Annotated in this window: 10 protein-coding genes; 2 read left to right on the top strand and 8 right to left on the bottom strand. The window is 68.5% G+C overall.

All coding sequences use genetic code 11. The annotated features are described in order from the left end of the window. Positions 1-11 precede the first annotated feature (11 nt). Both bufB and bpln_RS25500 read left to right on the top strand, forming a co-directional pair. Positions 12-1,043, top strand: a complete 1,032-nt coding sequence (bufB, locus tag bpln_RS25505; RefSeq protein WP_042627976.1) for an MNIO family bufferin maturase — start codon at positions 12-14, stop codon at positions 1,041-1,043. Continuing rightward, entirely contained in the window at positions 1,036-1,923 is an 888-nt protein-coding gene (locus bpln_RS25500; protein ID WP_082465436.1) for an HvfC/BufC N-terminal domain-containing protein, read from the top strand. Before bufB ends, bpln_RS25500 begins: the two co-directional genes overlap by 8 nt. A 103-nt stretch (positions 1,924-2,026) precedes the next feature. Here bpln_RS25500 and bpln_RS25495 read toward each other — a convergent pair whose 3' ends face one another. The 8 genes from bpln_RS25495 to bpln_RS25465 all read right to left on the bottom strand — a co-directional run bounded on the left by bpln_RS25495 (position 2,027) and on the right by bpln_RS25465 (position 13,265). Further along, entirely contained in the window at positions 2,027-3,586 is a 1,560-nt protein-coding gene (locus bpln_RS25495; protein ID WP_055140369.1) for a methyl-accepting chemotaxis protein, read from the bottom strand. A gap of 228 nt (positions 3,587-3,814) precedes the next feature. Next, a complete protein-coding gene (locus bpln_RS34495; protein ID WP_244132033.1) occupies positions 3,815-3,976 on the bottom strand; it encodes a hypothetical protein in 162 nt (53 codons plus the stop codon). Positions 3,977-4,151: 175 nt separating this feature from the next. Continuing rightward, positions 4,152-7,325: a glycosyltransferase gene (locus bpln_RS25490; protein WP_055140368.1), complete on the bottom strand. Its 3,174-nt coding sequence runs from the start codon at positions 7,323-7,325 to the stop codon at positions 4,152-4,154. Beyond that, positions 7,322-8,713 (bottom strand): ABC transporter ATP-binding protein, encoded by a 1,392-nt coding sequence (locus bpln_RS25485; RefSeq protein ID WP_055140367.1) that lies wholly within the window; start codon positions 8,711-8,713, stop codon positions 7,322-7,324. Before bpln_RS25485 ends, bpln_RS25490 begins: the two co-directional genes overlap by 4 nt. After that, positions 8,703-9,551, bottom strand: coding sequence for an ABC transporter permease (locus bpln_RS25480; RefSeq protein WP_080937411.1), 849 nt, complete (start codon positions 9,549-9,551; stop codon positions 8,703-8,705). The genes bpln_RS25485 and bpln_RS25480 overlap by 11 nt, the downstream gene beginning before the upstream one ends. Continuing rightward, complete coding sequence (locus bpln_RS25475; protein WP_148654177.1) at positions 9,548-10,786, bottom strand: glycosyltransferase family protein; 1,239 nt, start codon at positions 10,784-10,786, stop codon at positions 9,548-9,550. Before bpln_RS25475 ends, bpln_RS25480 begins: the two co-directional genes overlap by 4 nt. Next, positions 10,783-11,937, bottom strand: coding sequence for a non-hydrolyzing UDP-N-acetylglucosamine 2-epimerase (wecB, locus tag bpln_RS25470; protein ID WP_055140365.1), 1,155 nt, complete (start codon positions 11,935-11,937; stop codon positions 10,783-10,785). The genes bpln_RS25475 and wecB overlap by 4 nt, the downstream gene beginning before the upstream one ends. 341 nt (positions 11,938-12,278) lie before the next feature. After that, positions 12,279-13,265: an alcohol dehydrogenase catalytic domain-containing protein gene (locus bpln_RS25465; protein ID WP_055140364.1), complete on the bottom strand. Its 987-nt coding sequence runs from the start codon at positions 13,263-13,265 to the stop codon at positions 12,279-12,281. Positions 13,266-13,345 lie beyond the last annotated feature (80 nt).

Here is a 13,345-nt window from a genome sequence, read left to right as displayed (position 1 = left end):
CCAGCGTTCACATGTCCGTTACCGTCAATCCCGACGAGATCGGCCCGGCGGCATCGCCCGCCGGCCCCGGCCCGGCCCGTGCCGCGCCGGGGCCGGCGCGCGCGCCGCGCCTGGGCCTGCCGAATCTCGGCTTCGGCGTGGGGCTGCGCCCGCAGCACCTGCCGGCCATCCTTGCCGGCGGCGCGCGCGTCGACTGGTTCGAGATCATTTCCGAAAACTATTTCGAGGACGCCGGGTATCAGCGAGCGATGCTCGACCGGCTGGCCGCCGACGTGCCGATCGTGATGCACGGCGTGTCGCTGTCGATCGGCTCGGACGCGCCGCTCGACCTGGCCTACCTGACGAAGCTGCGCGACCTGATGCAGGACGTGCGCGCCGTCTGGGTATCCGATCATCTGTGCTGGACCGGGCTCGGTTCGCACAACTCGCACGACCTGCTGCCGCTGCCGTTCAACGCGGCCTCGCTCGAGCACGTCGCCGCGCGCGTGGACGCGGTCCAGCAGTTCCTCGGCCGGCCGCTGGTGCTCGAGAATCCGTCGAGCTACATCCAGTTCCGCAGCTCGACGATGAGCGAATGCGAATTCCTCTCGCGGCTCGCCGAGCGCACCGGCTGCGGCCTGCTGCTCGACGTCAACAACGTCTACGTCAGCGCGTTCAACCACCGCTTCGACGCGCAGGCCTACCTGCGCGCGCTGCCGCCCGACCACGTGGTGCAGATCCACCTGGCCGGCCACACGGCCTGGGGCGACACGCTGATCGACACGCACGACCAGCCGGTGCCGCAAGGCGTGTGGGCGCTCTACGCGCTCGCGCAGCAGCTCACGGGCGGCGTGGCCACGCTGCTCGAATGGGACGCGAACCTGCCCGACTACGACGGGCTGCTCGCCGAACTCGACAAGGCGCGCCGCGTGACGCGCGGTGAGGCGCTGCCGATGGCCGGAGGCGACAGCGCGGCCGGCGCCGCCATGGAACGGGAGAGGGAGGGGGAAATGGCCACCTCCACCCCGCTGCACCTGCCCACGCCGGAGACCATCGATGGATGACGCCGCCCGCCGCGGCGAGCTTTCGCTGGCCGCCGTGCAGCGCTGGATGCAGGCCGCCACCACGCACCCGGCCGGGCTCGGCCCCGGGCTCGCGCTGGCCGACGCGCGTCACGGCCTCGACCTCGCGGCCGTGGTCGACACGCCGGCCGGCGTCGACGCGCGCCGGCGCCTCGCGATCTACGCGGACGGCTACTGGATCCGCCTGATCTCGTGCCTCGAAACCGAGTTTCCGGCGCTGCGGCGCATGCTCGGCCCGCAGCTGTTCGGCTTCTTCGCGCGTTCGTACCTGAACCGGCATCCGTCGCGCTCGCCGTCGCTGCACACGCTCGGCGCGCGGTTCCCGGCGTTCCTGCTGCATTCGCAGCGGCGCGCGGCGAACGGCGCACGCCGGCCGCCGACGCAGACCTTCGCGCTCGATCTGGCGCGGCTGGAGCGCGCGATCGCCGAATCGGGCCGCGCCGGCGGCCGCGAGGGGCAGGCACCGGCCGCCGTGCCGGCCGACGATCTGTGGGACCTGGTGCTGCTGGCCGGCGACGCCCATGCGCTGAGCCTGCCCGACACCACGCGGCTGCTCGCGCTGCGCCACGCGGCCGACGGCTTCCGGCCCTGGCTGCGCGGCCAGGAATCTCACGAGCCGGCCGAAGACCGGCGCGATTACGTCGCGATCCGCCGCCAGCAGTTTCGCGTGTCGATGGAGCGGCTCGCCGACTGGCAGTTCTTCGCGCTGCGCCACGCCGCCCGGCGCGCGGCCACGCTCAGCGACTGCGCGCGTGCCGCGGCGCGCCGCACGCGGCGCCCGGAGGGCGAGATCCGGGCCGAGCTGGCGCTCTGGCTGCCCACGGCGCAGCTCGCCGGCCTCGTCGTGCTGACGCCGAACTGAGCGCGCCGCGCGGGCGCGGCTCGCGCGGCCCGGCCGTCGCGCGCGGCGCGCGCCCCACCGTCGTCACGGTTTTTATCGTCCTCATGTCGACCTCGTGTGTTCGTCACGCCGGCAGCGCGAAACGCGTCACCGCTTCACGCAGGTTCTCGGCCTGATCCTTCAGCGAATGCGCGGCGGCGGCGGCCTGCTCGACCAGCGCGGCGTTCTGCTGGGTCACCTGATCCATCTCGCCCACCGCGCGGTTGACCTGCTCGATGCCGGTGCTCTGCTCCCCGGCCGCCTGGCTGATCTCGCCGAGGATCTCGTTGACGCGCTTCACCGACTGCACGATCTCCTGCATCGTCGATCCGGCGTTCGTGACGAGCGAGGCGCCCTGCTCGACGGTGGTGGTCGAGGTCTCGATCAGCGACTTGATTTCCTTCGCCGCGCTGGCCGAGCGCTGCGCGAGCGAGCGCACCTCGCTGGCCACCACCGCGAAGCCGCGGCCCTGCTCGCCGGCGCGCGCCGCCTCCACCGCCGCGTTCAGCGCCAGGATATTGGTCTGGAACGCGATGCCGTCGATCACGCCGATGATGTCGGCGATCTTGCGCGAGCTGTCGGTGATCGCGTCCATGGTGCGCACCACGTCGTCCACCACGTCGCTGCCGCGCGTGGCGACGCTGGCGGCCTGCCCGGCCAGTTGCGCGGCCTGCGAGGCACTCTCCGCGCTCTGCCGCACGTGCGAGGTCATCTCGTCCATGCTCGAGGCGGTCTGCACCAGCGCCGCGGCCTGCTGCTCGGTGCGTTGCGACAGGTCGGTGTTGCCGGCCGCGATCTCGGTGGCGCCGACGTTGATGTTCTCGGTGCCGTGGCGCACGCGCGAGACCATCTCGATGAGGCCGGTCTGCATCGTGTGCAGCGCGTGCAGCAGGCTGCCGTGGTCCTCGCCGCGCAGCGCGACGTGCACGGTCAGGTCGCCGCGCGCGATGCGGCTGGCGGTCTCGACGGCTTCCTCCAGGTTGCCGCCGAGGCTGCGCCGCACGCTGCGCAGCACCAGCATCATCAGGATCGTCGAGACCACGCCGAGCGCGCCCGACACGCCGAGCCAGGTCAGGATGCCCGCGTAGAGCGCGGCGCGCACGTCGTCCATGTACATGCCGGTGACGATGTACCAGTCCCACGGCGCGAAGCGGCGCACCACGCTCGACTTCTCCACCGGCGCGTCGGCGCCCGGCTTCGGCCACAGGTAGCCGATGTAGCCGACCTCGCCCGGCGCCGCCTGGTTGCCGGCCTTGACGATCTCGAGGAACACGTGCGTGCCGTTCGGATCGGCGATGCCCGCGAGATTGGTGCCGTTCAGCTGCGTCTTGATCGGATGCATGATCATCACGGGCTGCGAATCGTTGACGGACAGATAGCCGTCGCTGCCGTAGCGCATCGCCGAGATCGCCTCGAGCGCGCGCTTCTTCGCGTCGTCCTCGGGCAGCGCGTGCTGCTGGGCGAGCTGGTAATAGTGATCGGCCACGCCGTAGGCTTCGCTGACGAGCGCCGCGAGCGCCTCGTGCCGCTCGCTGATCATCGACTGGCGCGCGTGCCACGCGCCGAACCCCGCGATCAGCAGCAGGCCGATCCAGAGGATCGCGATCATCGAGGTCAATTTCCGGTTCAGGGTCATGGTGCGCATGGGAGCAATCGCCTATCGTTGGCTTACGAGGCTGGGGTTGAGCCGGCACCTGTGATGACGGCAGCGCACGCCCCGCTCCGCAGCGGGGTTATCCCTGACTTGCCGCGCCGGACGCGAACTTCGCCGCGCCGGCGTGGTGCAATGATCTGAGCAATCCTTGCCTTGGCACGGCCGCCGGGGCTTCCGCCGGCGGCCGCTTTCGTCAGTGTTTTCCTCGACGCGTTTCGTTCAGAAGCCGGCGTGGAGATTGACGAACGCGCTCAGCGATTCGCCGGCGTAGGCACCGGCCGCGTTGGCGGCGATGTCGTAGCGGTGATCCGTGAGGTTGTGGACGTTGAGGTCCACGCCCCAGCGGCGCGTGTCATACCCGAACGCCGCGTTCGCGATCACGTAGGACGGGATCGCGTTGACGTTGGTGATGTCGCTGTAGCTCTTGCTGAGAATGATTTTTATTACGGGTGATTACGGGGCGCGGCGGCGAGCACCGGCCCGCGAGCGGAACGGCGGCCGCAAAACGCGACGCCCCACCGGAGTGGGGCGTCGTGGCATCGGCGGCGGTCGGGCCTCAGTTCCCGAGCCTCTTGCGGCGGCGATACTGGTGGGGCGTCCAGGGCCCCCACTTCGCCTCGTAGACGAGGCGGTTCGCCTCGAACAGCGCGCGCTTGCGCTCCGCGCCCAGCTTGTTGAACGAAGCCGACAGGTGGTGATGCACGAACACGTCCTCGGCGCAGCCGATGCGCAGGCCGGCGGCCTGGACGCGGCGGCAGTAATCGTCGTCCTCGAAGAAGCCGACGCCGTAGTCCTCGCTGATCGGGCCGCAGCGTTCGTAGGTGTCCCGCGGCAGCATCGCGCAGAAGAACGCCACGGTGTTCAGCTCGAACCACTCGCCAAGGTACTGGTCGGTCAGCGCCTGCGCCTCAACCTGCATCGCGGCGAGGTCCTGGTAGGACGTTTCCACGCGCGCCTCGTTGCCGATGTTGTTGGTCACCGGGCCGATGATGCCGAGCCCCGGATTCTGGCGCAGATGGTTCACCAGGCGTCGTGCCCAGCCGCGCGTGACCACCGTGTCGTTGTTCAGGATCACGAGGTAGTCGCCGGTCGCGGCGGCGAGCCCCTGGTTGTTGCCGCCGGCAAAGCCGCGGTTGTCGTCGTTGAGGATCAGCTTGACGTGCTTGCGCGAGCTCGCCCAGGTCGACAGGAACGCCGGCGAGCCGTCGCTCGAGGCGTTGTCGACGATCACGATCTCGAGGGCGACGCCGTCGCTGTAGCGCTCGAGGCTCTCGAGGCAGTTCTTCGTCAGGTCGAGGTTGTTGTAGGTCAGCACGATCGCGCTGACGGTCGGCTGCGGCAGCGCGCGGATGGCGTCGCCGAAATCGGACACGCGATGCGCCCAGGTCTGCCCCGCCGCGAATTCCTTGCGGCGCGCGACGACGTCCGGCGCATCGGGCAGCGCGGCCAGCGCGGCCCGCACCTGGTCGATGAAGCCCTCGTGCGAATCCGCGATCCGCACCAGATCGCCGAACTGCGCCATCTCGGGCAGGTCGACGCCGACCACCGAGCGTCCGGCGCCGAGGTATTCGTAGATCTTGACCGGATTGGTCGCGAGCGTGAGCGGGATGACGCGGAACGGCATCAGGCAGACGTCGAACGCATACAGGTAGTACGGCAGCTTCGCGTAAGGCACCTCGCCGATCATCTGCACGTTGCGATGCTTCGTGAGGCGCTCGCCCACGCCGGCCGAATCGGCGCCCACCAGCAGCACGAGCGCCTCCGGGAACGACTGCGCGATCCGCTCGACGAGTTCCGCGTCGAACCATTCCGCGATCGCGCCGTAGTAGCCGATGATCTGCCGGCCCTGCGGGTCCACGAAGCGCTCGGCCGGCGCATCGCAGAAGTCGCGGTACTGCCCGGCGTTGCGGATCACCGACACGTGCGGGTTGCGCTTGCGCGCGATGTCCTCGAGCCAAGACGAAGTGGCGACCAGCAGGTCGGCCTGCTCCATCATCTGATCCTCGATCGCCAGCAGTTCCTGCGGGACGTTGCCGAAGCCCTCGTGGTGGTCCATGCAGTCATACGCCACGCATTCGGACTGCAGGCCGGTCGCGACCGGATACCAGTAGCCGTGCTGCACGATCGACCAGGAGCGTTCGGTGCCGCTCCAGTTGAAGAACAGCCGCATGCCGGCGCGGATCTGCTCGACGGCCTCGGCAGTGGGCGCGGCGAAATAGATGGCCGGCGCCTTCTGCACCTTCAGCTTGACCTGGTAGAGCGGCAGCGCGCTGTCCAGTTGCTCGATCGAGAAGCCGGGCTCGCGCGCGTCCTCGAAATGGTTCGTGAAGAAATACACGCGATGGCCGGCCCGCGCGAATTCACGCGCGAGATGCTGCGGCCGCTGGATCCGGAAGTGCCAGTCGATGATGCTGAACACGAACACGTCGGGCAATTCGCGGCGCGGCCGCGGCGCCCTCGGAATGGCCGGGCCGGCGGGCCGCACGACCTGCACCGCGGACGGCGCATGCTCACCCGTGCCGCGCGCTTTCGCATGCCTCGGGATGTACATCAGCGAACGCTGCACCACGTTGCGCACGCCGCCATGCTGGTAGGCATAGCTGACGTCCTTCGCACGCTTGCGCATCCAGCCGGGGGCGCCGCGCACGGCACGCAGCGGCGCCGTCATCCGCCAGCTCCGGGTGGCGAGCAGCGTGTTCACCTCGTTGACGAGCGCCTGCTCGCGGTACTGCAGGAAGTGGATGCGCTCGTCGCGCTGATGCGATTCCGCGGCCAGCTTCGCGTGCTCCTCGCCGAGCTGTTGCAACTGCGTGCGCAGCGCCTCGCTTTCCCGCTCGAGAGCCGACACGCGCATCGCGGCCTGCGCCCGTTCCAGCTCGAGCGCCGCCTGCGCCTGTTCGGCGCGGGCCTTCTCCGCTTCGGATTCGGCGGGCGCGGCGCCGCCCTGCCCGCCCTCGCCGGCGAACTTGCTGAGCGCCGACACGAGCGCGGTCTGCGCCCGCTCGAGCCGGGCCTTCTCGGCCTTGGCGAGCACGACGTCGGCCGGCTCGCCTTCGCCCGCGAACTTGGCGTCCTCGAGCGACAGTTGATAGTCGCCGAGGTGCGCGATGCGCGCGTACACCAGCAGGATCTGCTGGCCGCCCCAGTAGCTCGGCTGGCGGAAACGCGTGTCGACCGCGGCGTCGTAGACGAGCACCCAGTCCGGATGCGGCACGAGCGGGATATTGGTCGAGTCGAAGGTCACCTCGTGTTCGGCATGCCGTTCGTACTCGCGATACGGCAGCAGCAGCACGATGAACTTCGACGCGTAGCGCGCGACCTGCCCGAACACTTCCCAGGGCTTCGCGAAGTGCTCCAGCGTGTTCGACGAGAACAGCACGTCGAACGGCGGCCGGTCGGGCTGCTCCAGCAGGTTCTCGTGAGAGAACTTGACGGCCGGATAGGTATGCGTCGCGCGCTCGATCGCCGATTGCGAAAAATCGATGCCGGTGACGTCCCACGACAGCAATTGCGCGAGCGCCTCGGTGCCGTCGCCTTGCGCGCAGCCCCAGTCACAGACGCTGAGATTGTCCCAGCGCACCTTGTGCTGCAACCATTGCGGCAGCGCCTCGATCGCGACGCGCGCGAAGAAGCGGCTCTGCTCGCGGCCGCTGTTCGACTCCCAGTCGGTTTCGAAGCGGCTGTCCCAATACTGGTTGCTGTTGATCTCGTTCTGATTTTGATCGGTCATGCGGATACTCGCAGTGCGGCGTTCCCCGCGTCCATGGTTTGCTCGACCTCGGCGACAAACGTGCCGTACAACTTGTGCGCGGTGAGCGAAGAGAAGTAATGCGCCCCTTCGATGTACTCGTAGTATTGGGGCATGACGCTGGCGCGGTCCTCGAGCGCCACGGCCAGCAGATAGTTGCCGGCATTGAGCTGGTTCTTCAGCTTGAAGCGGACCTCGATGGTCTCGCCGGCCTGCGTGAAGTCGAGCGCGCGCTGGTCCCAGGTGGTCGACACGAACAGGTCGGTGCCGCGCAGGTCCTTCAGCGAGAACGCGACGCTCAGCGTCGAGCGATCGGCATGCGCGGGCGGCCGGATCCTGACGCGGACCTCGATGTCGTCGAGCGCCATCACGGTGGTCAGGCGCTCGCCGGCCGGGCTGAAGATGCCGGCATCGAGGATCGAGCCGACGTGGCTGCCCCAGTGATTGATCGGCCGATGGCGCGCCATCTGCTCGAGGGCGCTGCCGTCGCCGGTGTCGTCCGGCCTGGCGTCGTCATCCGTGGCAACGGCGGCGTCAGCGTCGGCGGCCCCGGGGGCGGCATCGCGCTTGCCCTTCGCTTCGTTCTCGGCGTCGGCCTCGAACAGGAACTGGTTGTACTGCGCCGTCACCGAGAACGCGTCGCCGAGCATCCGCACCTTGCCCTGGTCGAGCCAGAGAGCGCGCTCGCACAGCGTGCGCACGGCGCCCACGTCGTGCGACACGAACAGGATCGTGACGCCGTTGGCCTGCATCGCCTTGATCCGGTTCAGGCACTTGGCCTGGAAACGCGAGTCGCCCACCGCGAGCGCCTCGTCCACGATCAGGATCTGCGGATCGACGTGGATCGCCACCGCGAACGCGAGGCGCACGTACATGCCGCTCGAATAGGTCTTGACCGGCTGGTCGATGAAGCTGCCGATCTCGGCGAACGCCTCGATGTCGGCGAAGCGCGTGTCGATCTCGGCACGCGACAGGCCGAGCACCGCGCCGTTCATGTAGACGTTCTCGCGCCCCGTGAAATCGTTGTTGAAGCCGGCGCCCAGCTCCAGCAGCGCCGCGACGCGGCCGTTCACCTCGACGCGGCCCGAGGTGCCGCGCAGGGTGCCGCAGAGGATCTGCAGCAGGGTCGACTTGCCCGAGCCGTTGCGGCCGACGATCGCGCAGGTCTCGCCGCGCGCGATGGTCAGGTCGATGTTGTCGAGCGCGCGGAATTCGCTCCAGCCCTTCTGGCGGTTCGGCGAAATCACGTGCTTGAGCCGCTCGAGCGGCGAGTGATAGACGGCGAAGTGCTTCGAAAGCCCTTCGATGCGGATGACCGGCGCCTCTTGCTTCGCCCGGTCGGCAGCCAGGGTGGTGGAATCAGAGTACATCGGCAAACCCGTCTCGTGCGCGTTGGAACCAGGCGAGCGACAGCCACGCGAAGATGAAGCTCGACACGACGTAGATCGCCAGCATCGGGAAGTTCGGCAACTGGCCGGCGATCATCACGGTGCGCGCCTGCTCGATGATGAAGGTCAGCGGATTCACGCGCAGCAGCGCCTGGAACGCCTTCGGCAGCGACTCGATCGCATAGAAGATCGGGCACAGGAACATGATGAACGAGGTCGCCACGCCGATCACCTGGCCGATGTCGCGCACGTACACGCCGAGCGAACTGACGATCCAGCTGATGCCCACCGTCATGAAGATCAGCGGGATGAAGATCAGCGGCAGAAACACGAGCGTCCAATGCACGGTGCCGTAGACGAACGCCGAAAAGATGATCCAGACGATCAGGCTCACGCAGGCATGGAACAGCGCCGTGCCCACCGTCATCCACGACAGCAGCTCGAGCGGAAACACGACCTTCTTGACGTAGTTGACGTGGCTGCCGATCAGCATCGGCGAACGGTTCAGGCACTCGGAGAAGAAGTTGAAGACGATCAGGCCGGCGAACAGCGTCACGGAGAACTGCAGGCTGTTCGACGCGCCGGCCCAGCGCGCATGCAGGAACACGCCGAACACGACGGTGTACAGCGACAGCATCAGCAGCGGGTTCAGGAACGCCCAGATCGTGCCGAATAGCGATCCGCGGTAGCGGCTCGCGATGTCGCGCCGCAGGAGCTGGGAAAGCAGTTGGCGATGGATCATCAGGTCGTGCAGGACTTTCCAGAAAGCCGCACGATGCTTCAGTTCAGTGCCTTCCTTGATAAAAGTGGATTGACTCATCGTTCTCGAATGACAGGGGGCTGCGGCCTGGAGGGCGGCTGCGACATTTGAAGTCTATCAACTCCGGCTTCCGCTTTCGACTTCACAAGGGCCGGATGGGAGCGCTCGATCATGGGGTCGAAGCGCCGGCTCCAGTCCACCTCGCGGCGGAACGATGCGACCTCCTCGGCGCTGATCACGGCCGTGCGCGCGTCGTTCCAGAGCGCACGCCAGTCGCTGCCGGACGTGACCTGCGTGACGCCGTCCGCGTGCCCGCGATGCACCATCTCGCCGAACGCGGTCGACCAGACCGGCACGCCCAGGCTGCGGTACTCGTAGAACTTGATCGGATCGACGCCGTCGGTGAGCGCGTTGACGCGAAACGGGATCAGCCCTACCGTGAACTCGCGCACCAGCGCGGCCACGTCCTTCTGCGCCACCTCGCCGAGCAGTTCGACGTTGGCCGACAGGTTGGCCGGGCGCGCGACGAACTCCGGGCCGACCAGGCGGATCGACACGTCGGGCAACGCCTCGGCGAGCGCCTGCACGAGCGGCCAGTCGAACCAGTCGGCGATGCTGCCGACGTAGCCGATGCAGTTGCGCTGCGCGGCGGCCGACGGTTCGGGCAGGCCGGCCGTCGAATAGCCGTTGAGGACGGTCAGCGCGTCGGCGCGCTCGCGGCGTACCTCGTCGGCCAGCGCCGACGACGAGCAATAGACGTCGTCGACGCTCGCGAGCATCGCACTCATGCGCCTTTGCATCGACCGGCGTGACCAGCCGCGATAGAACGCGGGGAAGTTGTCGAGCACGTCGGCGAACGAGCGATCATGCGGCACGTGCCGCAGCGCCCAGTCGGCCAGCTTGCTCGGCCGCCCGATTCCCAGCACGCAGCAGCCGGCGCCGCGCGCGAAAGCTTCCATGCGCCTGCCCAGCGCGCGCCACGCGGTGAGGCGATTGAGCGCGCCGCTCAGCGGCAGCGGCTCGATCGGCAGCGCCCGCGGGCGCACCACCTCGACACGAGGATCCACTGGATGCACGACGTCCGCGGCCGCCTTGCGCACTCGCCGCAGGTCGCCCAGGCTCGGCAGGCGCGTGGGATACGGGTCGATCCAGAGGACCGCGTCGAAGCCCTGGTCCGCGAACGCCTGCACCATGAAGTGCGGACGCTGGGCGTAGCTCGCGTAGGGAACGGATGAAAAATAAATAAGCCGGCAACGGCCGGCCGTCGCGGCACGGGTCGCTGCGCGCGCGGTCATGCAGGCTTGACCTGCGCCACCGTGCCATCGTCCCGGGCCGATTGTTCGCGGCAACCCAGTTCCCGTTCGAGGATATCGACGATGCGACGCGCGGCGAAGCCGTCGCCGTACGGCGACGCGCCCTGTGCCATCTCGCGATATGCGGCCGGATCGGTCAGCAGTTGCCAGACCTTCTCGACGATGCGCGCGGTGTCGGTGCCGACCAGTGCCGCCACGCCCACCTCGATCGCCTCGGGGCGCTCGGTCTCGTCGCGCAGCACGAGCACCGGCTTGCCGAGCGCGGGCGCCTCTTCCTGCACGCCGCCGGAATCGCTGAGGATCAGGTGCGCGGCTTCCATCGCGGCGATGAACGACAGGTAGTCGAGCGGCGCGCACAGCTTGACGCGCGGATGCGTGCCGAGCAGGTCGTGGACCACCGACGACACGTTCGGATTCGGATGGACCGGGAACAGCACCTCGAGGCTGGGGTCGCGCTCCAGCAATTCGAGCACCGCGGCGCAGATGCGGCGCAGCGGCTCGCCGAAGTTCTCGCGCCGATGCGTCGTCACGAGCATCATGCGGCGCCCCTCGGTAGGCTGCACCGCGACCTTGGCCGGATGCTTGCGTGCCTCGAACAGCGCGTCGATCACGGTGTTGCCGGTGGTGAACACGGTCTCGTCCGGATAACGCTCGTCGCGCAGGTTCCGCGCGGACGAGGCGGTGGGCGCGAAGTGCCAGCGGGTCAGCCGGCCCGTGACGACGCGGTTCATTTCCTCCGGGAACGGATTGCGCATGTCGTGCGTGCGCAGGCCCGCTTCCACGTGGCCCACCGGAATGTCGTTGTAGAACGCGACCAGCGAGCCGGCCAGCACGCTGGTGGTATCGCCCTGCACCAGCATCGCCACCGGCGCGGCCTCGCGCACCACGTCGTCGATCGACGCGATCAGGCGCGACGTCAGGCCCGCGAGCGTCTGGTTGGGACGCATCAGGTTCAGATCATGATCGGGCTCGATACCGAACACCGCTAGCACCTGATCGAGCATTTCGCGATGTTGCGCAGTCGCGATAATCAGGGGCTCAAGATACTGGGATTCGCGAAGTGCCCGGACGATAGGCGCCATTTTGATTGCTTCCGGACGAGTGCCGAAAAGCACGGCGATTTTTCTCTTCATAAACTGGGCGAATTAAGCTAATTGTCGGGCTATTTTTTTGAGATACACATCATACAGGATTCCGGATCAGCTGCGACATTCTCGCCTGGAGAGTTGACCCCGTTGCGGGTCAGTAACGCGCCCTCGATTATCTCAATTACGCACCGTGCGCTCGCGATTCCATCAAGGAAAACCGGGGCTTGCCGATGTCGCGATACGCCATGCCGATCATTCCGGCATCGCTCGTTTCCACCTGGCTTTGGCGATGCGAACGATTGACCGGGAGCGGCCGATGCCATCCCGGCCGGATCCTGATCTGATGCAGGTCGCGCAATCCTCGGGGTCGCACCATCGCGCCGTCTTTACGTCATTTCCAGCACCACCTTGCCGTTCGCCTGTCCGTTTTTCACCAGGGCATGCGCCGCGTCGGCCTGCCCGATCGTGAAGCGTCGCGCATCGAGCCGCGGCACCAGCGCGCCGGTCTCCACGAGCCTCGCCGCCTCGGCCAGGATCCGGCCGTGCGCGTCGCGGCCCGCGCCGCTCAGCAGCGGCCGCAACGTGAATACGCCCGCATAGCGCGCCGAGCGCAGCGACAGCGGCGCGAGCGACACGCTCCCCCAGCCGAGCGCGCTCGTCACGCGCCCGAACGGCCGCACCGCGTCGAACGCGGCCGCGAGCGCGCCGACACTGTCGTAGACCACCTCGAAGCCCTGCCCGTCCGTATGTTCGCGCACCCACGCATCGGCCGCGTCGGCACGCGCCACGTAGCGCACGCCGATCGATTCGAGGTACCCGGCATCACGCACCGAGGCCACGCCGAACACGCGCGCGCCGCGCGCACGCGCCAGTTGCGCCGTGACGTGGCCGACCCCGCCGGCCGCGCCGATCACGAGCACGCGCTCGCCGGCCCGCACGCCCGCGAGATCGACGAGCCCTTCCCAGGCGGTGATCGCGGCGAGCGGCAGCGCGGCGGCCTCGCGCATCGTCAGGTCGGCCGGCTTGCGCGCCAGCAGCCGCATGTCGGCCGTGACGAACTCGGCCATCGTGCCGGCGAGCCCGCCGACACCGCCCACCGCGCCCCAGACGGCGTCGCCGGGCGCGAAACCGCTCACGCCCTCGCCCACGCGCTCGACGATGCCGGCCAGATCGATGCCGAGCACGGCCGGCAGCGGCTGGCGCGCATGCGGCGCCGCGCCGGCGCGGATCTTCGTGTCGAGCGGATTGACGCCGCTGGCATGGACGCGCACCAGCACCTCGCCCGCGCCCGGCATCGGGACCGGCAGGTCGATCGGGCGAAACGGCGCGTCGGGGGCGGTCGCGGGCCAGGCGCGCATGAGCGGGTGGGACATCGTCGTTCTCCGGCTGTCAGGTTGTCGGGTGTCGGCCATCACTGTAGCGACAACAAACCTGCATGGGAATTCGCTAAAAT

The organism is Burkholderia plantarii (assembly GCF_001411805.1).
GTDB lineage: Bacteria > Pseudomonadota > Gammaproteobacteria > Burkholderiales > Burkholderiaceae > Burkholderia > Burkholderia plantarii.
This window is presented reverse-complemented; position numbering and strand designations above follow the sequence as displayed.

Excerpts from the sequence above, each read along its gene's own strand:
- bpln_RS25485 (WP_055140367.1), bottom strand. The coding sequence starts at position 8,713 with ATGTACTCTGATTCCACCACCCTGGCTGCCGACCGGGCGAAGCAAGAG.
- bpln_RS25490 (WP_055140368.1), bottom strand. The coding sequence starts at position 7,325 with ATGACCGATCAAAATCAGAACGAGATCAACAGCAACCAGTATTGGGAC.
- bpln_RS25465 (WP_055140364.1), bottom strand. The coding sequence starts at position 13,265 with ATGTCCCACCCGCTCATGCGCGCCTGGCCCGCGACCGCCCCCGACGCG.
- bufB (WP_042627976.1), top strand. The coding sequence starts at position 12 with ATGTCCGTTACCGTCAATCCCGACGAGATCGGCCCGGCGGCATCGCCC.
- bpln_RS25480 (WP_080937411.1), bottom strand. The coding sequence starts at position 9,551 with ATGAGTCAATCCACTTTTATCAAGGAAGGCACTGAACTGAAGCATCGT.
- wecB (WP_055140365.1), bottom strand. The coding sequence starts at position 11,937 with ATGAAGAGAAAAATCGCCGTGCTTTTCGGCACTCGTCCGGAAGCAATC.
- bpln_RS25495 (WP_055140369.1), bottom strand. The coding sequence starts at position 3,586 with ATGCGCACCATGACCCTGAACCGGAAATTGACCTCGATGATCGCGATC.
- bpln_RS25500 (WP_082465436.1), top strand. The coding sequence starts at position 1,036 with ATGGATGACGCCGCCCGCCGCGGCGAGCTTTCGCTGGCCGCCGTGCAG.
- bpln_RS25475 (WP_148654177.1), bottom strand. The coding sequence starts at position 10,786 with ATGACCGCGCGCGCAGCGACCCGTGCCGCGACGGCCGGCCGTTGCCGG.